22 protein-coding genes, 2 tRNA genes and 2 pseudogenes are annotated in these 24,159 nt (G+C 71.8%); 11 read left to right on the top strand and 15 right to left on the bottom strand.

The features are described from left to right. Positions 1-29: 29 nt before the first annotated feature. A complete protein-coding gene (locus ABZ567_RS26815; RefSeq protein ID WP_360794274.1) occupies positions 30-704 on the bottom strand; it encodes a pentapeptide repeat-containing protein in 675 nt (224 codons plus the stop codon). A gap of 110 nt (positions 705-814) precedes the next feature. Between ABZ567_RS26815 and ABZ567_RS26810 the strand changes: the two genes are divergently transcribed. Beyond that, the gene (locus ABZ567_RS26810; RefSeq protein WP_360794272.1) at positions 815-1,987 is read left to right on the top strand and encodes an NAD(P)-binding protein; all 1,173 of its coding nucleotides are present in this window, start codon (positions 815-817) and stop codon (positions 1,985-1,987) included. 178 nt (positions 1,988-2,165) lie between these two features. Continuing rightward, positions 2,166-3,164, top strand: a complete 999-nt coding sequence (locus tag ABZ567_RS26805) for a zinc-binding dehydrogenase (RefSeq protein WP_360794270.1) — start codon at positions 2,166-2,168, stop codon at positions 3,162-3,164. Between the two features lie 47 nt (positions 3,165-3,211). Here the strand turns inward: ABZ567_RS26805 and ABZ567_RS26800 are convergent, their stop codons facing one another. Together ABZ567_RS26800 and ABZ567_RS26795 are read right to left on the bottom strand one after the other, a co-directional pair. Further along, complete coding sequence (locus tag ABZ567_RS26800; RefSeq protein WP_360794268.1) at positions 3,212-3,544, bottom strand: hypothetical protein; 333 nt, start codon at positions 3,542-3,544, stop codon at positions 3,212-3,214. 10 nt (positions 3,545-3,554) lie between these two features. Continuing rightward, positions 3,555-4,169, bottom strand: a complete 615-nt coding sequence (locus ABZ567_RS26795; protein WP_360794364.1) for a GNAT family N-acetyltransferase — start codon at positions 4,167-4,169, stop codon at positions 3,555-3,557. A 416-nt stretch (positions 4,170-4,585) separates the two neighbouring features. Between ABZ567_RS26795 and ABZ567_RS26790 the strand changes: the two genes are divergently transcribed. After that, positions 4,586-5,974, top strand: a complete 1,389-nt coding sequence (locus ABZ567_RS26790) for an FAD-binding oxidoreductase (RefSeq protein ID WP_360794266.1) — start codon at positions 4,586-4,588, stop codon at positions 5,972-5,974. 139 nt (positions 5,975-6,113) lie between these two features. On the opposite strand, the gene ABZ567_RS26785 is transcribed toward ABZ567_RS26790, so the two are convergent. Further along, positions 6,114-8,195, bottom strand: a complete 2,082-nt coding sequence (locus tag ABZ567_RS26785; RefSeq protein WP_360794264.1) for a restriction endonuclease — start codon at positions 8,193-8,195, stop codon at positions 6,114-6,116. A gap of 708 nt (positions 8,196-8,903) precedes the next feature. Between ABZ567_RS26785 and ABZ567_RS26780 the strand changes: the two genes are divergently transcribed. Continuing rightward, positions 8,904-9,001 (top strand) — tRNA-Ser (locus tag ABZ567_RS26780). Between the two features lie 125 nt (positions 9,002-9,126). Here the strand turns inward: ABZ567_RS26780 and ABZ567_RS26775 are convergent. Continuing rightward, positions 9,127-9,384 (bottom strand): hypothetical protein, encoded by a 258-nt coding sequence (locus ABZ567_RS26775; protein ID WP_360794262.1) that lies wholly within the window; start codon positions 9,382-9,384, stop codon positions 9,127-9,129. A gap of 300 nt (positions 9,385-9,684) precedes the next feature. Between ABZ567_RS26775 and ABZ567_RS26770 the strand changes: the two are divergent. Then, positions 9,685-10,032: pseudogene (locus ABZ567_RS26770) on the top strand (tyrosine-type recombinase/integrase); the annotation flags it as partial. A gap of 71 nt (positions 10,033-10,103) precedes the next feature. Here ABZ567_RS26770 and ABZ567_RS26765 read toward each other — a convergent pair. Beyond that, positions 10,104-10,177: transfer RNA gene (locus ABZ567_RS26765), tRNA-Thr, on the bottom strand. 182 nt (positions 10,178-10,359) lie between these two features. Between ABZ567_RS26765 and ugpC the strand changes: the two genes are divergently transcribed. The 3 genes from ugpC to ABZ567_RS26750 all read left to right on the top strand — a co-directional run bounded on the left by ugpC (position 10,360) and on the right by ABZ567_RS26750 (position 12,922). Further along, on the top strand, positions 10,360-11,457 hold the full coding sequence (gene ugpC / locus ABZ567_RS26760) for a sn-glycerol-3-phosphate ABC transporter ATP-binding protein UgpC (protein ID WP_360794260.1): 1,098 nt from the start codon (positions 10,360-10,362) through the stop codon (positions 11,455-11,457). Positions 11,458-11,738: 281 nt separating this feature from the next. Beyond that, positions 11,739-12,149, top strand: a complete 411-nt coding sequence (locus ABZ567_RS26755; protein ID WP_360794258.1) for a hypothetical protein — start codon at positions 11,739-11,741, stop codon at positions 12,147-12,149. A gap of 53 nt (positions 12,150-12,202) precedes the next feature. Then, positions 12,203-12,922, top strand: coding sequence for a nucleotidyltransferase family protein (locus tag ABZ567_RS26750; RefSeq protein WP_360794256.1), 720 nt, complete (start codon positions 12,203-12,205; stop codon positions 12,920-12,922). A gap of 126 nt (positions 12,923-13,048) precedes the next feature. On the opposite strand, the gene ABZ567_RS26745 is transcribed toward ABZ567_RS26750, so the two are convergent. From ABZ567_RS26745 to ABZ567_RS26720, 6 genes are all read right to left on the bottom strand, one after another. Further along, positions 13,049-14,650, bottom strand: a complete 1,602-nt coding sequence (locus ABZ567_RS26745; RefSeq protein ID WP_360794254.1) for a DoxX family membrane protein — start codon at positions 14,648-14,650, stop codon at positions 13,049-13,051. A 117-nt stretch (positions 14,651-14,767) separates the two neighbouring features. Then, on the bottom strand, positions 14,768-15,724 hold the full coding sequence (gene rlmB / locus ABZ567_RS26740; RefSeq protein WP_360794252.1) for a 23S rRNA (guanosine(2251)-2'-O)-methyltransferase RlmB: 957 nt from the start codon (positions 15,722-15,724) through the stop codon (positions 14,768-14,770). A gap of 100 nt (positions 15,725-15,824) precedes the next feature. Continuing rightward, positions 15,825-17,225, bottom strand: coding sequence for a cysteine--tRNA ligase (gene cysS / locus ABZ567_RS26735; protein WP_360794250.1), 1,401 nt, complete (start codon positions 17,223-17,225; stop codon positions 15,825-15,827). A gap of 64 nt (positions 17,226-17,289) precedes the next feature. Continuing rightward, complete coding sequence (ispF, locus tag ABZ567_RS26730; RefSeq protein WP_360794248.1) at positions 17,290-17,844, bottom strand: 2-C-methyl-D-erythritol 2,4-cyclodiphosphate synthase; 555 nt, start codon at positions 17,842-17,844, stop codon at positions 17,290-17,292. Beyond that, complete coding sequence (gene ispD, locus ABZ567_RS26725; protein WP_360794246.1) at positions 17,834-18,583, bottom strand: 2-C-methyl-D-erythritol 4-phosphate cytidylyltransferase; 750 nt, start codon at positions 18,581-18,583, stop codon at positions 17,834-17,836. The genes ispF and ispD overlap by 11 nt, the downstream gene beginning before the upstream one ends. A gap of 312 nt (positions 18,584-18,895) precedes the next feature. Beyond that, positions 18,896-19,378 carry a CarD family transcriptional regulator gene (locus tag ABZ567_RS26720; protein WP_003953493.1) on the bottom strand — a complete coding sequence of 161 codons (483 nt, stop codon included), beginning with the start codon at positions 19,376-19,378 and terminating at the stop codon, positions 18,896-18,898. A gap of 685 nt (positions 19,379-20,063) precedes the next feature. Here ABZ567_RS26720 and ABZ567_RS26715 point away from each other — a divergent pair. Further along, complete coding sequence (locus ABZ567_RS26715) at positions 20,064-20,681, top strand: DUF461 domain-containing protein (RefSeq protein WP_360794244.1); 618 nt, start codon at positions 20,064-20,066, stop codon at positions 20,679-20,681. Positions 20,682-20,828: 147 nt separating this feature from the next. On the opposite strand, the pseudogene ABZ567_RS26710 reads toward ABZ567_RS26715, so the two are convergent. The 3 genes and pseudogenes from ABZ567_RS26710 to ABZ567_RS26700 all read right to left on the bottom strand — a co-directional run. After that, positions 20,829-20,900 (bottom strand): annotated as a pseudogene (locus tag ABZ567_RS26710) (DNA-binding response regulator); the annotation flags it as partial. A gap of 103 nt (positions 20,901-21,003) precedes the next feature. Beyond that, the gene (locus tag ABZ567_RS26705) at positions 21,004-21,684 is read right to left on the bottom strand and encodes a response regulator transcription factor (RefSeq protein ID WP_015035162.1); all 681 of its coding nucleotides are present in this window, start codon (positions 21,682-21,684) and stop codon (positions 21,004-21,006) included. Beyond that, complete coding sequence (locus ABZ567_RS26700; RefSeq protein ID WP_360794242.1) at positions 21,681-22,910, bottom strand: ATP-binding protein; 1,230 nt, start codon at positions 22,908-22,910, stop codon at positions 21,681-21,683. Before ABZ567_RS26700 ends, ABZ567_RS26705 begins: the two co-directional genes overlap by 4 nt. A 266-nt stretch (positions 22,911-23,176) precedes the next feature. Here ABZ567_RS26700 and phoU point away from each other — a divergent pair, with 266 nt between their 5' ends. Further along, a complete protein-coding gene (phoU, locus tag ABZ567_RS26695) occupies positions 23,177-23,857 on the top strand; it encodes a phosphate signaling complex protein PhoU (protein WP_360794240.1) in 681 nt (226 codons plus the stop codon). Positions 23,858-23,969: 112 nt separating this feature from the next. Beyond that, entirely contained in the window at positions 23,970-24,125 is a 156-nt protein-coding gene (locus tag ABZ567_RS26690) for a hypothetical protein (RefSeq protein WP_360794238.1), read from the top strand. Positions 24,126-24,159 lie beyond the last annotated feature (34 nt).

Below are 24,159 nucleotides of genomic sequence, written 5' to 3'. Positions count from 1 at the left end.
GACAACGCGCTACGGCGATCCCCCGGGCCTCACCCCTCCACCCGCACCCCCAGCCGCGCCGCGAGCACCGGCGCCAGGTCGAGGAGCTGGGCCGTCGAGATCACCGCGCCCGCGAGCGACTCCACCCCCCGCTCGATCTCCAGGCGCTGGACCCCTCTCAGGTCCACGTCCGTGAGCCGGGCCCCGCTGAAGTCCACACCTGTGAGCACGCAGTCCACGAACTCCACCCGCTCAAGCACCGCGCCCCCGAAGTCGAGCTCGCTCAGCACACAGCCCTCGAAGACGACGTCCTTCAGCTTCGCCCCCCGCAGGTTCAGGTAGTCGCTCTTCCCTCCCCGCACCACGACTCTCTCCAGCACCGCCCCGTGCAGCTGCACCCCGCCGAGCCGCGCGTCCACCACCTCCACGTCCCGCAACTGCGCCGCGGCCAGGACCGTCCCCACCCCGCGTACGCCGGTCAGCACCGAGTCGAGGAACCGGGCCCCCGTCAGGCGGGTCTCGTCGAGCCCGCACTCGCGCAGCGCGCAGTCCAGGAACCGCGCGCCCTCCCCCGACTGCCCCGCGAGATCGAGCCCTGCCAGTTCGAGGCCGTCGTAGTCCCCGTCCGGCGCGAGACCGCCCTCGTACGCCTCCAGGGGAGGAAGCCGCACCTCCGGCCGCCGGGCCCCCGCCACCGCCGCCTTCTTCTTCCGAGTCGTCGCCATGACCCCATGGTGATGTACGCCACTGACAACGCCCCCGATGTCACGAACGCGCCCCCGCCCCCCGTCCTCCGGTCAGGACCGGTCACCAGCCCGACACGAGGGAGACGGACATGCGGAAGCTCACTATCATCGGCGGCGGCTTCGCCGGACTGACCGCGGCCATCACCGCCGCCGAGGCCGGCACCAGGGTGACCCTGTACGAGGCGCACCGGAACCCCGGCGGCCGGGCCCGTACGGCCGAGGGCCCGTACCGCACCAACGAGGGCCCGCACGCGCTGTACGAGGGCGGCCCGCACTGGACCTGGCTCGGGCAGCGGGCCCTCCTCGGCCCGCTCGCGCCGCTGCCGGCCGCCGAGGGCCTCCGGTTCCGCTTCCACCGCGCCGGCGCCCTGCGCCGCACCCCGCCGCTCGGCCTGCTGCGGCAGTCCCTCCGTACCGCCGGCAAAGCCCCCGTGGACCTCGACTTCCACACCTGGGCCCGGGGGCTCGCGGGCGAACGGGCGGCGCGCGAGGCGGCCGCGTACGCCGGGGTCGCGCTCTTCCACCACGACCCCGGCGCACTCTCCGCTCGCTTCGTCCAGGAGCGGCTGCACCGGGCCGCCGCCGTCCCGCCCGAGGCGCACTACATGCGGGGCGGCTGGGGCGAGCTGATCGGGCGGATGGTCACGCGCGCGCGGGAGATGGGCGTACGGATCGAGACGTCCGCGCGCGTCGAGAGCCTCGATGGCCTTGCGGGCGGCGGCGGACCGGTGATCGTCGCCACCTCCCTGCCCGCCGCCGCCCGGTTCCTCCGCGACCCGTCGCTGACCTGGGAGAGCGGCCGTACCGTCCTCGTCGACCTGGCGCTGCACGGCCGGAAGGGGGACCCGTTCGTGATCTCCGACCTGGACGCGCCCGGCTGGATCGAACGGTTCACCGCCCAGGACCCGTCCCTCGCCCCGGCCGGACAGCAGCTGATCCAGGCCCAGTTCCCCATCGGACCCGGCGCGACCAGGGCGGACGGCGTCGCCCACGGGGAACGCCTCCTCGACCTGGGCTTCCCCGACTGGCGCGAACGGACGGTGTGGCGGCGGGAGTCGGTCTCCCAGGGGCGTACGGGGGCGGTCGACCGTCCCGGCACGACCTGGCGCGACCGGCCGGCCGTCGACCGGGGCGACGGCGTGTACCTGGTGGGGGACCAGGTGGCGGCGCCGGGTGTGCTGTCGGAGGTGTCGTTCACGAGCGCGGTCGAGGCCGTGTCCCTGGCCCTGCGCGCGGACCACCTGGCCGTGAGGCACGCGTGACCTCGGCCGTACTCGCCGACCACCTCGAAGCCCATGAAGCCCAGGAACCCGTTGACCCCTTGACCCCTTGCCCCCCTCCCTGCCCCCTTGACCTCAAGCAAGCTTGAGGTCGGAGGCTTGCCCTGTCGGCACCGCACGACACCCGCACACCCATCCGTACGACGACAGGGGAACCGCCATGCACGCCGTCCGCCTCCACGCCTTCGGCCCCGCCGAGAACCTCACGTACGAGGAGACGCCCGACCCCGTGCCGGGCCCCGGTCAGGTCCGCATCCGGGTCGCCGCGGCCGGTGTGCACCTCCTCGACACCGCGCTCCGCGAGGGGATGGCGGGCCCGTTCCCGGCGCCCGCCACCCTGACCACCATTCCCGGCCGCGAGGTCGCGGGCACCGTCGACGCCCTGGGCGAGGGCACCGACCCGGCCTGGCTGGGCCGGCGGGTCGTCGCCCACCTCGGCATGAACCCCGGCGGGTACGCCGAACTCGCCGTGACCGACACCGCCCGCCTCCACGCCCTGCCCGACCACCTCGGCGAGGCGGAGGCCGTCGCCATGATCGGTACCGGCCGCACCACCCTGGGCATCCTGCAGTTCACCGAACTCGGCCCCGAGTCGGTGGCCGTCGTGCCCGCCGCCGCCGGCGGCATCGGCACCCTGCTCGTCCAGTACGCCAAGAACGCCGGCGCCACCGTCATCGGACTCGCCGGCGGCCCCGCGAAGGTCGCCCTCGTCCAGGAGAACGGCGCCGACCTGGCCGTCGACTACAAGGAGCCGGACTGGCCGGAGAAGGTCCGCGCGTACCTAGGCGACCGAACCGCCACCGTCGTCTACGACTCGGTCGGCGGCGACACCGGCCGCGCCGCCGTCGACCTCCTCGGCCCGGGCGGACAACACGTCGTCTTCGGCTGGTCCGGCGCCGGACTCCACGACGGCGAGGCGCTCACCTTCACGCCGGAGGAACTCGCCGCGCGCGGCATCACCTCGGACTCCGTCCTCGGCCCCGTCATGATCCAGAAGGCGGGCGGAGACGTCCGCAACCTCGAACTCGCCGCCCTCGACGCGGCGACCACCGGCACCCTCCGGCCGGCGGTCCACCGCTTCCCGCTCGCGGACGCGGCGGGCGCCCACCGCGCCCTGGAGACCAGGGGCACGACGGGCAAGGTGGTCCTGGTGCCGTAGGGCATGGCCGGCGGCCCCGGTCCGGGTCCGCCGTCACGCCCCGAGGGTCAGACCCCGACGACGTCCCAGGAGTGGGCCTTGAACTCCTTCTTGAAGTCGGGGTGGTCCTCCCACATCCGGGCGATGGAACGCAGCACGTCCCAGTTCTGCTCGAGGGCCTGGTCCACCACGGGCCGCAGCTCCGCCGACTCCCGCTTCTCCACGAGCCCGCCGACGGCCGCCGCGGCCTGCACGGTGTAGCGCGTGGCGCGCAGGGCCCGGGACGTGTCGTCCATCCCGAACCCGTGGTCGCTCCCGTTCGCGGGATCGAAGAGCGGGGTCAACCGCGCCTCGATGAAGGCCGTGATCCGCTGGAAGCGCTGCTCGATGTCCGTATCCATGCCCCCTTTCCTACACCCCCGGCCCACCGAGCCCGGCCAGTGCCCCGTCCGTCAGCCGGTAGACCGTCCACTCGTCCTGCGGACGGGCGCCGAGGGACTCGTAGAAGTCGATCGAGGGCTTGTTCCAGTCGAGTACGGACCATTCCAGGCGCTCGTACCCGCGCTCCACGCAGATCCGGGCCAGTTCGCGCAGCAGCGCCTTGCCGTGGCCGCCGCCACGGGCCTCCGGGCGGACGTACAGGTCCTCCAGGTAGATGCCGTGGACTCCGCGCCAGGTCGAGAAGTTGAGGAACCAGAGCGCGAAGCCGACCACGTCCCCGGCGTCCGTCTCCGCGACGTGGGCGAAGGCTGCGGGCCGGGCGCCGAAGAGTGCCTCGTGGAGCTGCTCGGGGGTCGTACGGACCTCGTGGAGGGCCTTCTCGTACTCCGCGAGGTCGCGGATCATGGCATGGATGACGGGGACGTCGGCGGGCGTGGCGGTACGGATCATGCGCCCCAGGGTGCCCTGGTCGAGGCCCTCGCGGCGAACGGAATCCGCGCGACGGTCATCGCCCACGCCACCGCGACCGTCCCAGATGCGCAGGCCGACCGGCTCGCCCTCCGTCTCCTCGTCGAGGAGCTGCATCTTCAGCGCCGCGCGCGTGCCGTCCGCGAGCCGCTCGACGGGCAGGACGAGGGAGGCCACCCCGTACATCGAGAGTCCCGTGACCCGCAGTCCCCACCGGCCGGTGAACTCCTCGGCGAGGGCGGGCAGCCCGGCGACGAACGCCCGCCCGGCCTCCCCGTTGCACTTCGCCTGCGACGCCGCCAGTCCGTCAGGAACGCGAATCATCCTCGAACCCTGGGCACCCGCCTTCCGGAGCGCCGAGTTCCGTACGAGATCCGCAGGGCGGACGCGACGGAATCCGCACCGCTCACGCGCGGGACGGGCACCGTCGAACCCGGGCCGGGCGCCCTCGGGAAGACGCCGCAGAGGGCCCGTGTCCAGGGGACCGAGGCCCCGGGTAACCTCCCGCCCACGCACCCGGAAGAGGGATACACATGAGTACGGTCAACGGCGGCATCTCGTTCTGGTACGCGCAGGACGGCACCCCCGCTCCCCGCGAACCGCTCCCCGGCGACACCACGGCCGACGTCTGCATCGTCGGCGGCGGCTACACAGGTCTGTGGACCGCCTACTACCTGAAGAAGGCCGTCCCCTTCCTCAACATCACCGTCCTCGAAGCGAAGTTCTGCGGGTACGGAGCCTCCGGACGCAACGGCGGCTGGCTGTACAACGGCATCGCCGGCCGCGACCGCTACGCGAAGCTGCACGGCCACGACGCGGCCGTCCGCCTCCAGCAGGCCATGAACGCCACCGTGACGGAGGTCCTCGACGTCTGCGAGGCCGAGAAGATCGAGGCCGACCAGCACCGCGGCGGCGTCCTGGAGGTGGCCCTCTCCCCCGCCCAGCTCGCCCGCCTCAAGGCGTTCCACGCCGCGGAGGCCGCCTTCGGCGAGACCGACCGCGCCCTGTACGGGGCCCGCGAGACCGCCGCCCGGATCCGCGTCACCGGCGCCGTCGGCTCGTCCTGGACCCCGCACGGAGCCCGACTGCACCCCGTGAAGCTCGTGAAGGGCCTCGCGGCCGCGGTCGAGGCCCTGGGCGTCGTGATCCACGAGTCGACCCCCGTCACCGAGATCAAGCCGAAGCACGCGGTCACCCCGTACGGCACGGTTCGCGCCCCGTACGTCCTGCGCTGCACCGAGGGCTTCACCGCCACCCTGGCCGGCCAGCGTCGCACCTGGCTCCCCATGAACTCCTCGATGATCGCCACCGAGCCCCTCGACGACGCCCAGTGGGAGTCCGTCGGCTGGAAGGGCCGCGAGACCCTCGGCGACATGGCCCACGCCTACGTGTACGCCCAGCGCACCGCCGACGGCCGCATCGCGCTGGGCGGCCGGGGCGTCCCGTACCGCTTCGGCTCGAAGACGGACAACGACGGCCGCACCCAGCCGCAGACGATCGAGGCCCTCCGCGACATCCTGGTCCGCCTCTTCCCCCAGCTGGCGGGGGTACGGATCGACCACGCCTGGTCCGGAGTGCTCGGCGTCCCGCGCGACTGGTGCGCCACGGTCACCCTCGACCGCTCCACGGGCCTCGGCTGGGCGGGCGGCTACGTCGGCTCGGGCGTCGCCACGGCCAACCTCGCGGCCCGCACCCTCCGCGACCTCATCAAGGAGGACTCGGGCCAGTCGGGCCCCACGGACCTGACGGCCCTGCCCTGGGTGAACCACAAGGTCCGCAAGTGGGAACCGGAGCCCCTGCGCTGGCTCGGAGTCCAGACGATGTACGCGGCCTTCCGGGGCGCGGACCACCGCGAGGCCACGGGGAACACGGCGGCGACGGACCGGGTGGCGGCGGTGGCGAACCGCCTGAGCGGGCGCTGAGGGGCGGGGTCAGGGAGAGGCACGGATGCCGGGTGGGGCCCCCACCCACTGAGCAGGCGCTGAGGGGGCGGGGTCGGGGAGAGGCACGGATGCCGGGTGGGGCCCCCGCCCGGCATCCGCCGCACGCTCCCCGGGGCCCTCATTCCACCTGGATGCCGAAGTCCCCCACGAGCTCCTCGAGGCCGCCCCGGTACCCCTTCCCCCCGAGGACGAAGTCCCAGTCGCCGCCGGCGCGACGCCGGAACGAGCCGAGGACGAGTGCCGTCTCGCCGGGGCGCCCGTCGGAGACGACGAGCTGGTCGAGCTCGGTCCCGGAGTCGTCGCGGAGCCGGATGCCGGCATCGGTGAACCCCCCGAGGTCAGCCTCGGGGTTCACCTCGGGGTCGACGGCGGCCACGAGCACGAGCCGGTCGGCCCGCGTCGGCAGCGCGTCGAAGCCGACGCGTACGGCGGCCCGGTCGCCGGGCACAGCGGAGGTCATCGCGACGGAACCGTCGGGCGTGGACGGGTTGTTGAAGAAGACGAACCACTCGTCGCCGAGGACCTGGTTGCCGGAGCAGACCAGCGCGCAGACGTCGAGCGCCGCCGAGCCGGCCCACACCATCCCGAGCAGATTGAAGTCGGCGTCGGCCTCGACGGGCGCGTCCACGGCGGCGACGGCCGGGGCCCCCGGCCCCAACCGCCCCCGGAGCCCGTGCTGATGGAGCAGGTCGACGAGCTCGGTCCCCGCGATGAGGGTCAGGGGCTTGCCGTTGGCGAAGGTGTACGAGCCGGGGCCGAACTTGGAGGTGGTCACGAGGACGCCCTTGTTCGCCCCGGCACCCTGCACGGTCCCGTACAGATCGCGTACGGCGGACGGGGGGACGGTGTTCCGGTACCGCTTCACCTGGACGACGATGGAACCGCCGCTGATGGGGTCGGGGTCGAGGGCCTCGACGTCCACACCGCCGTCGTTGGAGCGGCGGGTGGTGACGGCTTGGAGCCCTCGGGCCCGGAAGAGCTGGGCGACGAGCCCCTCGAAGGCGATGGGGTCCATGGCGAGGAGGTCGGGTTCCTCGCCGTCCCCCTGGACGACGACGTCCGGCCCGACCTGGTCGGGGGTGAGCAGGGGTGCGACGGAGGCCCGCTCGTCGGGCTTGGTGGCCAGCCGCCCGCCGAGGGCCCCGGTCAGGCACTCCACGGCCGCGACGAACTCCAGGTTCAGGCGGTCGAAGACGTTCCGCTCGACGGCGACGGAGGCGACGCAGACCCTCCCCGCGAGCCCGGTGGCGGGATCGACCCCGCCGACGTACCCGTTGATGACGACGGTCTCCAGGGCGCCGAACCGGTCGGCGGCGAACAGCTCGCGCACGGCGAGCAGCACGCTCTGCGCGATCACGTCCCGGTAGAGGGCGCGCCGCTGGGTGACCGGCCTGGGCACCTCCTTCTCCTGGTCGGTGCCGGGCAGGTACTTCACGCCCTTGGCCTCGGGAACGACGTCGTACCCGGGCAGGTCCCAGTCCAGCACCAGCTTCCGGCCGCCGCGCGCGTAGGCGGCGGACACCTCCCTGGGAAAGCCCTCGGGCCAGCCGGCGGAGGAGAAGAGCACGGCGGAGAAGAACTCCACGACGGTCTCGGCCTCACCGGCGCGCAACGCCGCCTCGGTCCCGGCGACACCACTGTTGTGCGCACGTATCTCGGCGAGCCGGGCGGCGGCCCAGCTCTCGTACTCCCTCCGGTACGCGGCCAGTTGCTCCACCCGCCGGGCCTCGGCGGCCTGCGCCGCGTACCAGTCCCGCTCGAACCGGGCGCGCGCGTCCCGCTCGGCCTGGGCCCGCCCGGAGGCGGTCCAGGCGCTCTCGGGCTGGTAGAACCGCTGGTCGGGCAGGGCGACGGGCTCCCCGAGGGGCCCCGGCGAGAACGGCTCGACGGCCTCGTCGCGCCGCAGCGACCCCACGGAGAACGCGGGCGCCCGGCATCCGGCGGCGAGCAGACCCTCCAGCAGGGCGACGCGCTCCTCCACCTCCCGGGTCCGCCGCAGCGCGTCCGCGTCCCGCTGCTGCCGGTAGGCGGCCCGCTGCTCCCGCTGCATCCGGGCGACGTCCCGCTCGTACGCCCGCTGGGCCCGCTCGGCGTCCCGCTGCTGCCGCAGCACCGCCTGATGCTGCCCCTCCCGCTGCCGCTGCGCCACCCGCTGCTGCTCGGCCCACACGCCGATCAGCCCCCCGGACCGCCGCACCATCAGCCCCACCCCTCCCGCAGAACACCCCACACCACCGGTACACCCCGTAACGCCCAAGTGTCCCGGACAAGGGCGGCCCGGGACACAAGAACGCCGGAGCCGAGGACCCCGTCCGACGCCTCAGCCGCCCGGCACGGCCACGGAAGGGCTCGCGCTGTACCTGGACGCCGCCCGCGCAGGAACAAGGGCCAGGTCGGGGGCGATGCCGCGGGGGATCTCAAGCCACACCTCATGCGGGGCGACGGGGTGGGCCATCATGGGCCTGAGCTGCGGGTTCGCTGGCTTGGTGCAGTGCGGCCATGTCGCCCGCTTCGTGCCCCGATTCCCCGTGTTCCCCGCTCAACCTGGCACGGTTGCGGCACGGAATGTTGTGACGAGTCGATCAGGACACGGACTTCATCGTGTGGCCCAAGGCGACCAAACCGAGCCCGACCACGAACAGCGTTGCGCTGCCGAACCCCATGCACGAGACGAGCACCGCACCGGTTCCCCAGAGTCTTGGTTGCCGGACGTACCTTGGCAGCCGTCGGCCTGGCAGGCGTCCGAGAAGCAGAGCGTGGATGCCGAGCACAACTCCCGTGAGCCAGACCCCACCGACGACCACAATCAGTGGCAGAAGCACTATCGCGAATGATGTTGACAAGGCTCTCCCCCCGCGGCCCACCAAGCTGCACTTGGTGCCTGACGGCCAGCTTAGAGCCGCAAGCAGCGGGGACAGAGGGCCCAGTGCTGCCCCTGCTGCCCACGGTCTTGAAAACCGTCGTGGCAGCGATGTCACCGTGGGTTCAAACCCCACACCCACCGCAGGACGACGGCCCCTGACCAGGTAAATCGGTCAGGGGCCGTCGTGTTGTTTGGTGCCCGCGACTGACCGTTGTCCCCTGATACTCCCCGCTCGATCGGGCACGCCAGGGGCACTGGCCCATGAGGGCTACTCGTAGATTCGAGCGGCAGTCAGGGCACGAGCGAAGAACGTCCAGTCACCTTCGCGGGGCAGATCATGACCGAAGTTTCGGTACCACTCCGGGGAGGCATCGGTCCAGGCTTGCAGGGCCTCCAAGAACCCTTCCAGCGTTGCGTTCTCCCACTGCTGACTATTGGCGGCGTGGTCTTCGCGAAGACGGACTAGGAAGGCGCTGAAAGCCTCCCGATCGCCAAGATGATCGTCGGGTGCCAAGGGGCTCGCCATGGCACCCGATCCTAAGAGGGGCGTCCCAACGACACGCTCCTTCGCCACGGTGATACCGGCACCGACGCGGAGCGACCATACCGGCCGGCACCACTTCGCGGCAGCGGCCGCTCCCCGCCCGCCCGTTCCCGGTGGTGCGGTCGCCTCACGCTCTCGTCATCCGTGACGGCGCGGGTACGGCGCCCGGCCCTACTCCGGCCCGGCAGTCGGCCGGCCATGCGCAAGAGGCCACCCGCCGCGCGCGGAGTGGGGTGCCTTGATGAGGTAGAGAAACCTGTAACAGCTCCCTGCGGCCACGCCCTGGAGCACTTCGCCGGGGCCGGGCAGAACGGCCACCTCTTCCGGGGCCCCGCGGCGGCCTCCTTCGGCGGAGCAACTTCCGGGACGACTGGACCGCCGCCCGCACCAAGGCTGGCGTCTCCGGTGACGTGCACTTCCACGACCTCCGGCACACCGGGAACACCCTGGCGTCCATCGCCGGGGCCAGCACGCGTGAGCTGATGACGCGGACGGGACACAGCACGACCCGGGCCGCGCTGATCTATCAGCACATGACGAGCGACCGTGATCAGCACATCGCGGGGGAAGCTCGGAGGGCTGATCCGCCAAGCCCGGAAGGACAGCGATCCGCCGCCTTCTGGCACGTAGGTGGCACGGCCGTGATCATGCGAAAGGGCCAGCGCCGGGAAATCATCCCCCTGCGCTGGCCCTTTGCCGTGAGCCCCCTGTCGGGTTCGAACCGACGACCCCCGCTTTACAAGAGCGGTGCTCTGGCCAGCTGAGCTAAGGAGGCAGCGAGTGCAGTGTATCCAACCTCGTCCGGGAGGCGGTCGGAAATCTCGCACGCTTCGGACTGCTGACAGATCCCGGTTCGCCAGGTAGCGTCGCCTGGAGTTCACCCTGGTGGACTAGACCTCCATCCTTCCTTTACTCGGATCGTCCGGCACGTTCCTGCCGGTGAAGGGACACATCACCATGGCTTCCGTCACTTTCGACAAGGCGACCCGGGTGTACCCCGGTGCCACCAAGCCCTCCGTCGACCAGCTCGACATCGAGATCGCCGACGGCGAGTTCCTCGTCCTCGTCGGGCCCTCCGGCTGTGGCAAGTCGACCTCCCTGCGCATGCTCGCGGGTCTCGAGGACGTCAACGCCGGTTCCATCCGCATCGGGGACCGCGACGTCACGCACCTGCCGCCCAAGGACCGGGACATCGCCATGGTGTTCCAGAACTACGCGCTGTACCCGCACATGAGCGTCGCCGACAACATGGGCTTCGCGCTCAAGATCGCCGGCGTCAACAAGGCCGAGATCCGCGCCAAGGTCGAAGAGGCCGCGAAGATCCTCGACCTCACCGAGTACCTGGACCGGAAGCCGAAGGCGCTCTCCGGTGGTCAGCGTCAGCGTGTCGCCATGGGCCGTGCCATCGTGCGTGAGCCGCAGGTCTTCCTCATGGACGAGCCGCTGTCGAACCTCGACGCCAAGCTCCGTGTCTCGACCCGTACGCAGATCGCCGGCCTCCAGCGCCGTCTCGGCATCACCACGGTCTACGTCACCCACGACCAGACCGAGGCCCTCACGATGGGCGACCGCGTCGCCGTCCTCAAGGACGGTCTGCTCCAGCAGGTCGACTCCCCGCGCAACATGTACGACAAGCCCGCCAACCTCTTCGTCGCCGGCTTCATCGGCTCCCCCGCCATGAACCTGATCGAGGTCCCGATCGTCGACGGCGGCGTGAAGTTCGGCAACAGCATCGTCCCCGTCTCCCGCGACGCGATCGCCGCGGCGTCCGCCAAGGGCGACACCACCGTCACCGTCGGCGTCCGCCCCGAGCACTTCGACGTGTCGGGCCCGACGAGCAAGGACGGCCTCGCCGTCATCGTCAACGTCGTCGAGGAGCTCGGCTCCGACGGCTTCGTGTACGGCTCCACCCGCGTCGACGGCGAGGACAAGGACCTGGTCGTCCGCGTCGGCGGCCGTGACGTCCCCGCCAAGGGCACCACGCTGCACGTCGTGCCGCGCGCCTCCGAGCTCCACGTCTTCTCGACCTCCACGGGCGCGCGCCTCAGCGACTGACCGCACTCGGTCGGCTCGACCCCGACCTGTCCTCGGGACCGGTCGCTCGACCCCGACCGCACCTCCGATCGGTCGGCTCGCCCACGACCTCTCCTCGGCCCCGCGTCTCTTGCAGATGCGGGGCCGTTGGTCTAAGTGGTGGTTTAACCCGTGAAACCCCGGCATTCAGGGCCCACACCCACCTCCCGCGTCAACACGGAATTCGAAAAGCCGCCTCGAACCATCCCCCGCGAGAGTGACTAAATGTCGCCATTTCACTACCGACCGCTACGCTCTCGTGCGTGACGCACACTGCCCGCCGAATCGGCCGCTCTCTCGCCCTCGTCCTGCCCGTCGTCCTGGTGCTCTCGGGAACGCTCGCGGTATCCGCCGTTCCGTGGGCCGGCCAGGACGCCGGTACCCAGCTCACGGCCTCCTCCTCGGAGGTCTCCGTCCCCGCCAAGTCCCGCGCCCCGCAGGACGTCCTGCGTGACCAGCTCCTCGCCGAGCTCCAGGAGAAGGATCCCGGCACGGCTCTCACCCACCTCCAGCGTGAGGTGGAGAACCGGCCCTCCCTCGCCAAGCACTGCATGTCCATCGCCCGCGCCCTGGGCCGCGCCGCCGTCGAGCGGTACGGCCCGCACCGCGCCCAGTCCTTCTCCCGGCCGGTCTGTGACACCTCGTACGCCACCGGCGTGATGCGCGCGAGCTGAGGCACCGTCGCGCGTCCGGCAGTCGGCCGTACGGGGCGCCTATCGTTCCCCGTATGCACAACACCTCTCCGACGCAGGCCGTGGTCCTGGCGGGCGGCCAGGGCTCACGGCTCCGCCCGTACACCGACGACCGCCCCAAGCCGATGGTCGAGATCCCGGGCACCGGGACCCCGATCATCGGCCATCAGCTTTCCTGGCTCGCGGCCGAGGGCGTGACCGACGCCGTCGTCTCCTGTGGCCATCTGGCCGAGGTGCTCCAGGAGTGGCTGGAGAGTGCCGACCTGCCCCTCAGGGTGACGACGGTCGTGGAGACCGAGCCCCTGGGCCGCGGTGGCGGTCTCAAGCACGCCGCCGCGCGTCTGCCCGCGCCGGACCAGCCCTGGTACGCCACCAACGGCGACATCTGGACCCGTTTCTCCCTGCGCGAGATGGCCGCCTTCCACACGGAGCGCGACGCCCTCGCCACGCTCGCCCTGGCCCGCCCCCGCATCCCGTGGGGCGCCGTCGAGACCGACACCTTCGGGCACATCACCGACTTCGTCGAGTCGCCGCCGTCGCCGTTCCTCATCAACGCCGGCGTGTACGTCTTCTCCGCCGCCTTCACGGAGCTCCTCCCGGACCTGGGCGACCACGAGCGCACCACGTTCCCCCGGCTCGCCCGCGAGCGGCGCCTGGCGGGCTTCCCGCTGCCCCAGGGCGCGTACTGGAGGGCCATCGACACCGCCAAGGACCTCACCGAGGCCGCCAAGGAGCTCGCCGCGCAGCGGGGTTGAGGGCCCACACCACAGGGTCCAGGCACGCCGGAAGGGCGGCACCGCTCCGTGCGGTGCCAGGCACAACGGAAGGGCGGCACCGCATCCCTGCGGTGCCGCCCTTCCGTTGTTCGTCCGTACGGGCTCTCAGCCCAGCAGGCCACCGATCGGGTTCCTCGCGCCGCCCGTCGTCGAGCCGCTCTCGGACGGGGTCCCGGTCGAGCCGGTCGAGCCGGTCGAGCCGCCCGTGGAACCGCCGCCCGTCGTACCGCCGGTGGTGGTCGGCGTGTCGCTGGTGGTCGGCGGGGGCTCCGGCCTGGACCGCGTGGGCGTACGGCTGCTGCCGCCGCCGGTGCTGCCGCTGCCCTGCGTGGCGGTCGGGCGCTGCTCGCGGGTCCGGGTGGACTCGCGGGTCGGCTCGGTGGGCCGGGTCGCCTCCTGCGTCTCCTCGCGCTCCGCCGGGGCCTCGCCGGTCGCGGAGGGCGCGGGCTCGGTGGGCGCGGCCTTGGAGGGGGCGCGGCGCGTCGGCTCGGCGGGGAGCGGCCGGCCGGGGAGGTGGTTGATCGGGTCGTCGTTGGGGCCCGGGACGGTGACCATCTCGGTGGAGCGGACGGCGCCGCCGAGGACGGAGCCGACGAGGAGGGTGAGACCGACGACGACGGAGGCGACGAGGATGCTGCGGCGCATGACGCGGCGGCGGAGGTCCCAGAGGTCGGCACGGGGGCCGAGGGTGCGCCAGGCCTCTCCGGCGAGGCGGCCGTCGAGGGAGTAGACGGGGGCTCCGGCGATGATCAGCGGGGACCAGGCGGCCAGGTAGATGATGTCGGCGGAGTCGTAGACCGGGACGGTCTTCCAGCTGACGGTCAGGAGCAGCGCGGCGGAGAGCAGGGCGCCGACGACGGCGGCGACGCGCTGCCAGAGGCCGAGGACGGTGAGGACGCCGACGACGACCTGGAGGAAGGCGACGGTGAGTCCGGCGCCGACGGGGTGCTGGAGGGCGAAGTCGCGGAGGGGTTCGGCGAGGGCCCAGGGGTGGAGGGAGTTGAGCCACTTCACCATGGAGCCGCGCTCGCCGCCGTCGAAGTAGACGGGGTCGCAGAGCTTGCCCATGCCCGCGTAGATCGAGATGAAGCCGAGGAAGACGCGGAGCGGGAGGAGGACGACGCCGAGGTTCATCCGGCGGCCCGGGTAGTAGGCGTGCCGGACGCTGTCCTGGCCGTGGCGCTGCGCGGGCCGGCCGTGCGCGTCCTCGCCCTCGTACGCTCCGGGGCCCTCGGGCTCGGACCGGAGGTCGTACAGCTCGTCGTACGCGCCCTCGGCGCGGCGCATCGGCGGCAGCAGAGGTCCGGCGGCGGGGGGCACCACGGGGGTGGGCCTGGTGTCGTCGATGCGCGGGATGGCCTGGGTGACGCCCGCCTCGAGACCGGGCCGGCCCGGGTGGCCGATGCCCGGCTCCAGGGTGGAGACGGAGGACTCGCGGACGGCCTGGAGGAGGCCGGTCGCGCCCGGTGAGGACTTTCCGGTCCATACGACGGGACGACGGCGCGGTCCGCCCGCTCCGGCCGCGGCCCCGGACAGGGCGGCGGTACGGGCGCCGGCGCCGAACTTCGGCTGCGGAGCCGGCGCGAGCCGCACACGGAAGCTGGCGTGGTTCACGATCACCTGGGCGGGATCGGAATCCACCTTGACCATGCTCAGCGCGGGCTGATCGTCGAACCCCGGCCGGGGCGTTCTGGTGTCCACACTCATCTAACCGAGTGATCTGGGTTTAGGACACTGCCTTGACGGCTCGCAAATGTCCGAGACCCGTCAAGATCAACGCCACGGCCGGGGCCGGGGTGGTGCGCGGGGTGTCACTCCCGGGTGTTACGCCATACGGCGGCGGGCCGCCTCGTAGAGGACGACACCGGCGGCGACACCGGCGTTGAGCGACTCGGCGCCGCCCGGCATCGGGATGCGGACGAGGAAGTCGCAGGTCTCGCCGACGAGCCGGGAGAGACCCTTGCCCTCGGAGCCGACGACGATGACGACCGGGCCGGACAGCGCTTCGAGCTCGTGGACCTCGTGGTCGCCGTCGGCGGCGAGGCCGACGACCGCGAGACCGGCCTTCTGGTACGCCTCGAGGCAGCGCGTCAGGTTGGTGGCGCGGGCGACCGGGGTACGGGCGGCGGTGCCGGCCGAGGTCTTCCAGGCACCGGCGGTCATACCGGCGGCGCGGCGCTCGGGGACGACCACGCCGTGGCCGCCGAAGGCCGCGACGGAGCGGACGACGGCGCCGAGGTTCCGCGGGTCGGTGATGCCGTCGAGGGCCACGATCAGCGGCTCCTCGTGGTGGTCGTAGGCCGTCGCGGCGAGGTCCTCGGGGTGCGCGTACTCGTACGGCGGGACCTGGAGGACGAGGCCCTGGTGGTTCAGGTTGTTCGTCATCCGGTCGAGCTCGGGGCGCGGCGCCTCCATGATGTTGATGTTGCCGCGGCCGGTGGCGAGGTTCAGGGCCTCGCGCACGCGCTCGTCGTTGTCGATGAACTGCTGCACGTACAGCGTCGAGGCCGGCACGCCGTCGCGCAGGGCCTCGAAGACCGGGTTGCGGCCGACGACCATCTCGGACAGGCCCTTCCCGCCGCGGCGGGCGACGGGCTTGCGCTTGGCCGTGTTCCGGGCCATCGCGTTGGTGACGCGGAAGGCCTTGTGGCCCTTGCGGGCCTCGGCCTTGGGCGTCGGGCCCTTGCCTTCGAGGCCCTTGCGCCGCTGGCCACCGCTGCCGATCGTCGCACCCTTCTTGTTGGACGTGCGACGGTTCCTGCGCTGGCTGTTCCCGGCCATGACTACTCTCATCCTCGGTATTGCGTACGGAGGCGTATGCGGCCCACGTACAAGGTCTGTAACTGAAGTGTGCCGCCCGGGGGTCCGAGCGGCACTTCTTCTAACGGTTGCCCAGCGTCCAGCGGGGGCCGTCGGGGCTGTCCTCGATGGCGAGGCCGGACTGGCCCAGTTGATCGCGGATCGCGTCCGCGGTCGCCCAGTCCTTGCGCTCGCGGGCCGACTCGCGCTGCTGGAGCACGAGGCGTACGAGGGTGTCGACGACGCCGTGGAGCTCTTCGCCGCCACCGGTCTCCTCGGCCCAGTGCGGGTCGAGAGGATCGAGGCCGAGGACGCCGAGCATGGCCCGGACCTCGGCGAGGCGGGCGATGGCCTCGTCCTTGTCGTCCGCGGCGAGGGCGCTGTTGCCCTGGCGGACGGTGGTGTGGATGATCGCGAGCGCGTGCGGCACGCCCAGGTCGTCGTCCATGGCCTCGGCGAAGGCCGGCGGCACCTCGGCGGCGGGGGCGACGCTCGTCCCCGCCTTCTCGGTGGCGCGCTGGACGAAGCCCTCGATACGGGCGAACGCCGACTCGGCCTCGCGCAGGGACTCCTCGCTGTACTCGATCATCGAGCGGTAGTGCGGGGTGCCCAGGTAGTAGCGGAGGACGATGGGCCGCCAGTTCTTCACCATCTCGGACACCAGCACGCTGTTGCCGAGCGACTTCGACATCTTCTCGCCGCTCATGGTGACCCAGGCGTTGTGCACCCAGTACGAGGCGAAGTCGTCGCCGAAGGCCTTGGCCTGGGCGATCTCGTTCTCGTGGTGGGGGAAGATCAGGTCGAGGCCGCCGCCGTGGATGTCGAAGGCGGAGCCCAGGTACTTGTGGGCCATGGCCGAGCACTCCAGGTGCCAGCCGGGGCGGCCCCGGCCCCACGGGGTCTCCCAGTCGGGCTCGCCCGGCTTGGTCGCCTTCCACATGGCGAAGTCGCGGGGGTCGCGCTTGCCCGTGATGCCGTCCTCGGAGGGCTGGCGGAGGTCGTCGATGTCCTGGTTGGACAGCTCCAGGTAGCCCGGGAAGGACCGCACGTCGAAGTAGACGCTGCCGTCGGCCTCGTAGGCGTGACCGCGCTCGATGAGGCCGCGCATCATCTCGATCATCTCGGGGACGTGCCCGGTGGCCCGGGGCTCGTACGTCGGCGGGAGGCAACCGAGCGCGTCGTAACCCGAGTTGAACGCGCGCTCGTTCTCGTAGCCGATGGACCACCAGGGGCGGCCCTGGTCCGCGCCCTTGGTGATGATCTTGTCGTCGATGTCGGTGACGTTGCGGATGAACGTGACGTCGTAGCCGCGGTACGCGAACCAGCGGCGCATGATGTCGAAGTTCAGCCCCGACCGGATGTGGCCGATGTGCGGGGCCGCCTGGACGGTGGCGCCACAGAGGTAGATCGAGACGCAGCCCGGCGTGAGCGGGATGAAGTCACGGATCTGCCGGGCGCTGGTGTCGTACAGGCGAATAGTCACCACTCCAGGGTAGTGGGCGTGTGGTAGTGCCCCGATACCTGTCGCCCGTCTCCCACGACGTTTTTCACCGGCCCTGTCGCGATACGGGGTAGACGAGGGCGGTCGCGAGCGCCGCGAGGCCCTCGGCGCGACCCGTGAGGCCGAGCCCGTCCGTGGTGGTGCCGGAGACGGAGACCGGTGCTCCGGCCGCCTCGCTCAGCGCCTTCTGTGCCTCGTCGCGCCGCTTGCCGACCTTGGGGCGGACGCCGACGACCTGGACGGCGATGTTCCCGATCTCGTACCCCTCGGCGCGGACGATCCGGGCGGCCTCGGCGAGGAGGGTGACGCCGGAGGCGCCGGACCACTCGGGGCGCGAGGTGCCGAAGTGGGCGCCGAGGTCGCCGATCCCGGCGGCGGAGAAGAGCGCGTCGCAGGCGGCGTGGGCGGCGACGTCACCGTCGGAGTGCCCGGCGAGGCCGTACCCCTCGGAGTCCTCCCACAGCAGACCCGCGCACCACAGTTCGCGGCCCTGCTCGAAGGCGTGGACGTCGGTGCCGATGCCGGTACGGGGGACGAGCGGCGGCGTGGTCGGCGGCGGGGTCAGCGGCAGGGTCGGCGGCGTGGTCGGCTCAGAAGCCATCGTTGGCCCTCCTGCGGGCGAGTACGGCCTCGGCGAGCACGAGGTCGAGGGGGCGGGTCACCTTGAAGGCCTCTTCGTGACCGGGCACGACGACGACGGGCGCGCCGAGCCGCTCGACCATGCCGGCGTCGTCGGTGGCGCCCTCACCCGCGAGGGCGACGGTGGCGTGGGCGTGGACCAGGGTGTCGTGGTCGAAGCCCTGCGGGGTCTGGACGGCGCGGAGCCGGGCCCGGACCGGGGTGGCGACGACCTGCTCGGGGTCGCCCGGCTTCTCGGCCGGTTCGACCTCCTTGACGGTGTCGGAGACGGGCAGGGCGGGCACGACGGCGACGGCCCCGTCCCGTACGGCCTCGATGACGGCGTCCACGGTGTCCACGGGGACGAGCGGGCGGGCCGCGTCGTGGACGAGGACGGTGGTGACGCCCTCGGGGAGCGCGTCGAGCCCGCGCCGTACGGACTCCTGGCGGGTCTCACCGCCGGGCACGACGAGGTAGTCGGTCCGCTCGGGGAGCGCGTGGGCATCGAGGAGGTTCTTGACCTCGGCGGCGCCCTCGGGGGGTGCGACCACGACGACGAGCGAGACCGCGCGGGAGGCGGCCATCGCACGGACGGCGTGGATGAGCATGGGGGTGCCGCTCAGCGTGCGCAGCGCCTTGGGGGCGCCCGGCCCGAGGCGTACGCCCCGGCCGGCCGCCGGGATCACCACGGCGGTACGAGAAGGACGCGCTTCGTCTGACATCGGTTGCACTCCGGCAGGTTTGTTTCCGCGGCCGACATGGGTATGGCCTCACCGTGCCGGACGCTCCGCCTTGACCGGGCCCTTTCCGTGACGACGGTCGAGGCGTGCCGCCCGAGCACTGGGGTTCGGACGGCACAGTGGGGTGCGGGTTCTTTCCCGGCGGTGGGCGTGTGCTCCGCATACGGTGATGCCCGCATGCGTACGCGAACATGCCGCAGGGCCCGACGGCAGCACTGTGTGGATCACAGCACGCCAACGGGCACCGCGGCATCGCTTCACTTGGATACGCGCTCGAATGTCGTCAGAGCACGCTCAGGACGCGAGGACCTCGTCGAGGAGAGCCTCGGCCTTGTCCTCGTTCGTGTTCTCCGCGAGCGCCAGCTCGCTGACCAGGATCTGCCGAGCCTTGGCGAGCATGCGCTTCTCGCCTGCGGAGAGACCCCGCTCGCGCTCGCGCCGCCACAGGTCGCGGACTACTTCGGCGACCTTGATGACATCGCCGGAGGCGAGCTTCTCGAGGTTTGCCTTGTAGCGACGGGACCAGTTCGTCGGCTCTTCGGCGTACGGCGCGCGCAGCACCTCGAAGACCCGGTCCAGCCCGTCCTGACCGACAACGTCGCGAACACCGACGAACTCCGCATTGTCCGCCGGCACGCGAACCGTCAGGTCGCCCTGCGCGACCTTGAGCACCAAGTAGGTCTTGTCCACGCCTTTGATCTGGCGAGTTTCGATGGCCTCGATCAGCGCGGCCCCGTGATGGGGATAGACCACGGTGTCGCCAACCTTGAACGTCATGTGACAGGTACCCCTTCCGTGGCTATCCAGAGTAACACGGATTCAGCTTCTTCTGAATGGCGTTTTCGCAGGTCAGGGCATATCTCGGGGCTTGACAACGGCGCCACGAACGTGCTGCGGAGGGCTTCCGGAAGGCGGTATTCGCAGGTCGGAGCGGCTGCGCGGACGCAGAGAAACCCGCACGTTACACCTACCGGGCGCCCTGCCGAGGAGGCTCAATGTCCCGATTTGTCGGGTTCAGAGAGGGCTTCTTCACCTACTCCGTTCGAGGATCGTCCACCCGTACGGACGCATCACGGGGTGATTCCGTAATTGATCAGTGGACGCGGGAGCGGGATTTTCCGGAGGTACGGCCCGGGGAATGCGGGGTCGCCGCCGAATTGATCAAGGCGGTTATGTGAACAACGGGTCAGTGGGTCGTGATCCGGCCACACCGGCCGACTTCCGACGCGGGCGGGTCGGCGTCCGGCCCGGCGTCCGGGGGTCCTCGGCCGCCCCGCGGCGACACCCCGGGGGCGGTTGGGGGCGGTTAGGGGCGGGTCGGGTGCGGGACGGAGAGTGGGGCTCGGTAACCTAAGCGCGCTGACGCACCTTTAGTCGGCTCTCAGCTCCACAGCCGGTCCGTCAGCTCGTCCGTAAGCCCTGTCCTCAAGCCTGTCCGTACGTCCTAGGAGATGCCGCCGCCGTGAGCCGCAGCCTTCGACGCGGCGCCCTCGCCGCCACCGCCATCGTGTTCTCCATCGCCACGCTCTCCGCCTGTGGGGCGGGCAACGACGCACAGACGCTCGGCGTCCGGCCGGACAACCCCGCCGTCACCGTGGACGACGTCAAGATCCAGAACGCGCTCGTGATCACCCAGCCCGAGGCGGGTGTCAAGGGCCCGGCCGTCGTCTCGGCCACCGTCTTCAACAACGGGGACGCGTCCCAGACCCTCGACGCCATCAGCCTCCCGGGCAGCAACGCCACGGTGAAGCTGAAGGCGGCCGCGGGCACCGGCCCGATCACCGTCCCGGCCGGCGGTTCCGTCGTGATCGGCGGCGCGGGCAACGCCACCGCCACCATCGAGAACGGCTCCGAGGCCGCCCGCAAGGGCGACGCCCAGAAGGTCGTCTTCAAGCTGAGCAAGACCGGCGACGTCGGCATGAACGCCTTCGTCGTCCCGGCGTCGAGCTACTTCAAGGACTTCGGCCCGTCCATCGTCCCGGCCCCGCCGGGCACCACGCCCAGCGCCTCCGCGACGCCCTCGGGCGAGGCCGAGCACGGCGCCGAGCACGGCGAGGAGTCCACGGGCTCCGGCCACTGACACCGCCAGGCACGTGTGAAGGGGCGCCCCCCGGCCGGGGGCGCCCCTTCACACGTACACCGACCCGTCCGTCCCCTGGGGGGCCGGGCGGGGCCGCGACCCCTGAGGGCCGGGCGTGGTTCACGGCCCTTCGGGGCCGGGCGGGGTCTACGGCTCGAACTTGTAGCTCAGGCCTCGGACCGTGACCAGGTAGCGCGGGGCGCCCGGGTCCGGTTCGAGCCCCTCCCCCGCGTGCGCCCCTCGCGCCGCTCGGCCCCGGAGGGCCTCCCGGGCTTCGGGACGCTGTGCCGGACTCCGTCCGGCTCCCCGGGGCCGGGCGGGGCTACGGCTCGAACTTGTAGCCCAGGCCTCGGACCGTGACCAGGTAGCGCGGGGCGCCCGGGTCCGGTTCGATCTTGGCGCGGAGGCGCTTGACGTGGACGTCGAGGGTCTTGGTGTCGCCGACGTAGTCCGCGCCCCACACCCGGTCGATGAGCTGCATACGGGTCAGCACGCGGCCCGCGTTGCGCAGGAGCATCTCCAGGAGGTCGAACTCCTTCAGCGGCAGGTCGACCTTGCCGCCCGCGACCGTCACCACGTGGCGGTCGACGTCCATGCGGACCGGGCCGGCCTCCAGGGCCGCGGGGGTGACCTCCTCCGGCTCCCCCCGGCGGCGCAGGACCGCGCGGATGCGGGCGACCAGCTCCCGCGAGGAGAAGGGCTTCGTGACGTAGTCGTCGGCTCCTATCTCCAGCCCGACGACCTTGTCGATCTCGCTGTCCTTGGCGGTCACCATGATCACCGGGACGTTCGAGCGGCCGCGCAGCTGTCGGCACACCTCGGTGCCGGGCAGCCCCGGGAGCATCAGGTCGAGGAGTACCAGATCGGCCCCGTTGCGCTCGAACTCGTCGAGACCGTCGGGCCCGGTCGCCGCCACGGCGACCTCGAAGCCTTCCTTGCGAAGCATGTAGGACAGGGCGTCGCTGAAGGATTCCTCATCCTCGACGACGAGCACTCGGGTCACGGAAGGACCTCCGGGGCAGGAAGCGGTTCGGTCATGAGATCAGGGGTGGAGGACGAGACGGGCCGGCGGGCCCGTACGGTGCCCGCCTCCGGCAGCCGCAGGGTGAAGGTGGAGCCCTGACCCTCGGTGCTCCAGACGGTGACCTCCCCGCCGTGGGAGGCGGCCACGTGCTTGACGATGGCCAGACCGAGTCCCGTACCGCCGGTGGCACGGGAGCGGGCCGGGTCGACCCGGTAGAAGCGCTCGAAGATCCGCTCGCGGTCCTTCTCGGAGATGCCGATGCCCTGGTCGGTCACGGCTATCTCGATCAGGTCGCCGCCGGGCGCCGCGATGGTGCGGGCGGCGATGCCCACCCTCGTCCGGGCCGGTGAGTAGTTGACGGCGTTCTCCACGAGGTTGCCGAGGGCGGCGGCGAGCTGGCCGCGGCTGCCCCAGACGTGCAGGTCGGCGGCGCCGCCGGAGACCATGGTGATCTGCTTGGTGGAGGCGGTGTGCCGGGAGCGGTCGATCGCCTCGGCGACGAGTTCGTCCACGGACACCGGCTCGGAGTCTTCGAGCGGGTCGTCGTTCTGCACGCGGGAGAGGTCGATCAGCTCCTGTACGAGGTTGGTGAGGCGGGTCGCCTCTATCTGCATCCGGCCGGCGAAGCGGGTGACCGCCTCGGGGTCGTCCGATGCGTCCATGACCGCCTCGGAGAGCAGGGAGAGCGCGCCCGTGGGGGTCTTGAGCTCATGGCTCACATTGGCGACGAAGTCCCGTCGTACCGCCTCGATACGGCGGGCCTCGGTGAGGTCCTCGACCAGGAGCAGCACCAGCCGTGAGCCCAGCGGGGCGACCCGGGCGGAGACGGCGAGGGCCTCTCCGCGCCCGCTGCCGCGCCGCGCCAGGTCCAGCTCGACCTGGCGTATCTCCCCGTCCCGGCGCGTGTCGCGGGCCATGTTGAGCATGGGCTCGATGGCCAGCTTGCCGCCCCGGACCAGGCCGAGGGCGTACGCCGCCGAGCTGGCCTTCACCACGGAGTCGCTCTCGTCGAGGACGACCGCGGAGGAGCGCAGCACGGACAGCACGGTGTCGACGCCGGGCGGGAGCACGGCGTCGGTGTGCAGGGAGGTACGGGTGGGCCTGGCCTGGTCGCGCTCGCTCCAGCGGAACGCCAGCATGGCGATCACGCCGGTGCACACTCCGGCGATCGCGGCCAATGCGGCGACTGCCGCGTTCACGTCCATGCCAACCAGGTTATGCGGGCGGAGGGACACTCTCCCAGCCGTCCGAGTGGCTACTCGAACACTCGTCGCTCAGAGTTCACTGTGTAGACGGGGCCGGTTCATTTGCCCCGGACCGGACGGTGGCGCGTGTAGCCCAGAGTTCACCTGGGGGAAAGTGCCGGTTCATGTGTGGGGGTGGAACCGGACGCGTAGGGGGCCGAACGTGGGAGCGTGGGGGTTCCGAGCCCCACCCGGACCCCGGAGCTTTGCGTAGAGAGGGACAGCCCATGCGGGACGCGTACCACGAGGAACTGGACTCGATCGGCGAGAGCCTGGTCGAGATGGCCCGACTTGTCGGGTCGGCCGTCGGGCGCGCCACGACGGCGATGCTCGACGCGGATCTGAAGCTCGCGGAGAGCGTGATCGCGGCGGACCAGAAGGTCGACGACCTGCAGCACGACCTGGAGGCACGCGCGATCGCGCTGCTCGCGCGGCAGCAGCCGGTCGCGACGGATCTGCGGATAGTGGTGACCTCGCTGCGGATGAGCGCCGACCTGGAGCGCTCGGGTGACCTGGCGCAGCACGTGGCGAAGCTGGCGCGGCTGCGGTTCCCGGACTTCGCGGTGCCGCGTGACCTGCACGCGACCATCCTGGAGATGGGGCAGCTGGCGCAGCGCCTGATGGCGAAGGCGGCGGAGGTCATCATCACGAAGGACGTCGACCTGGCGCTCCAGCTGGAGCAGGACGACGACGAGATGGACCTGCTGCACCGGACGCTGTTCCAGCACCTGATCGACGACCGGTGGAAGCACGGCATCGAGACGGCGGTGGACGTGACGCTGCTCGGCCGGTACTACGAGCGGTTCGCCGACCACGCGGTGTCGGTGGCGAAGCGGGTCGTGTACCTGGTGACGGGTGAGCACGCGGACGAGCTGCAGGCGTCGGACGCGCCGGTGGAGGGCGCGTAGGTCCTGGCGCGGGCCGGTCGGGCGGCGCGGGCGCCGATGCGCCGTTGATGCGCCGGTCCGACTGGGCATGCAATGGGGGGAGGCGACGCACGCCTCGAAAGAGAGGGACCCCATGGCCGAATCCCCGATGACGACGACCGACTCCGACGCGGAGGCCCCGCGCGAGGCGGTGTTCCTGCCGCTGCTCGGCGCCTGCGGCTGCGGTTCGGGCTGCGGTTGCGGCTGCCAGTCGGGCGCGCCCTGCCAGTGCGGGGGCTTCACGGGCTGACGGCGAGGGGGCGGGGCGCGGACGGTTCCGCACC

The sequence above is a fragment of the Streptomyces sp. NPDC016459 genome (assembly GCF_040632845.1).
Taxonomy (GTDB): Bacteria; Actinomycetota; Actinomycetes; order Streptomycetales; family Streptomycetaceae; genus Streptomyces.
Note: the sequence above shows the minus strand (reverse complement) of the source record. Positions and strands in the feature narration are given on the sequence as shown.

Excerpts from the sequence above, each read along its gene's own strand:
- ABZ567_RS26800 (WP_360794268.1), bottom strand. The coding sequence starts at position 3,544 with ATGGATACGGACATCGAGCAGCGCTTCCAGCGGATCACGGCCTTCATC.
- ABZ567_RS26700 (WP_360794242.1), bottom strand. The coding sequence starts at position 22,910 with ATGGACGTGAACGCGGCAGTCGCCGCATTGGCCGCGATCGCCGGAGTG.
- ABZ567_RS26750 (WP_360794256.1), top strand. The coding sequence starts at position 12,203 with ATGCACAACACCTCTCCGACGCAGGCCGTGGTCCTGGCGGGCGGCCAG.
- ABZ567_RS26810 (WP_360794272.1), top strand. The coding sequence starts at position 815 with ATGCGGAAGCTCACTATCATCGGCGGCGGCTTCGCCGGACTGACCGCG.
- ABZ567_RS26785 (WP_360794264.1), bottom strand. The coding sequence starts at position 8,195 with ATGGTGCGGCGGTCCGGGGGGCTGATCGGCGTGTGGGCCGAGCAGCAG.
- rlmB (WP_360794252.1), bottom strand. The coding sequence starts at position 15,724 with ATGGCCGGGAACAGCCAGCGCAGGAACCGTCGCACGTCCAACAAGAAG.
- ABZ567_RS26790 (WP_360794266.1), top strand. The coding sequence starts at position 4,586 with ATGAGTACGGTCAACGGCGGCATCTCGTTCTGGTACGCGCAGGACGGC.
- ABZ567_RS26815 (WP_360794274.1), bottom strand. The coding sequence starts at position 704 with ATGGCGACGACTCGGAAGAAGAAGGCGGCGGTGGCGGGGGCCCGGCGG.
- ABZ567_RS26775 (WP_360794262.1), bottom strand. The coding sequence starts at position 9,384 with ATGGCGAGCCCCTTGGCACCCGACGATCATCTTGGCGATCGGGAGGCT.
- ispF (WP_360794248.1), bottom strand. The coding sequence starts at position 17,844 with ATGGCTTCTGAGCCGACCACGCCGCCGACCCTGCCGCTGACCCCGCCG.
- ispD (WP_360794246.1), bottom strand. The coding sequence starts at position 18,583 with ATGTCAGACGAAGCGCGTCCTTCTCGTACCGCCGTGGTGATCCCGGCG.
- ABZ567_RS26805 (WP_360794270.1), top strand. The coding sequence starts at position 2,166 with ATGCACGCCGTCCGCCTCCACGCCTTCGGCCCCGCCGAGAACCTCACG.
- ABZ567_RS26795 (WP_360794364.1), bottom strand. The coding sequence starts at position 4,169 with ATGCAGCTCCTCGACGAGGAGACGGAGGGCGAGCCGGTCGGCCTGCGC.
- ABZ567_RS26690 (WP_360794238.1), top strand. The coding sequence starts at position 23,970 with ATGGCCGAATCCCCGATGACGACGACCGACTCCGACGCGGAGGCCCCG.
- phoU (WP_360794240.1), top strand. The coding sequence starts at position 23,177 with ATGCGGGACGCGTACCACGAGGAACTGGACTCGATCGGCGAGAGCCTG.
- ugpC (WP_360794260.1), top strand. The coding sequence starts at position 10,360 with ATGGCTTCCGTCACTTTCGACAAGGCGACCCGGGTGTACCCCGGTGCC.
- ABZ567_RS26720 (WP_003953493.1), bottom strand. The coding sequence starts at position 19,378 with ATGACGTTCAAGGTTGGCGACACCGTGGTCTATCCCCATCACGGGGCC.
- ABZ567_RS26745 (WP_360794254.1), bottom strand. The coding sequence starts at position 14,650 with ATGAGTGTGGACACCAGAACGCCCCGGCCGGGGTTCGACGATCAGCCC.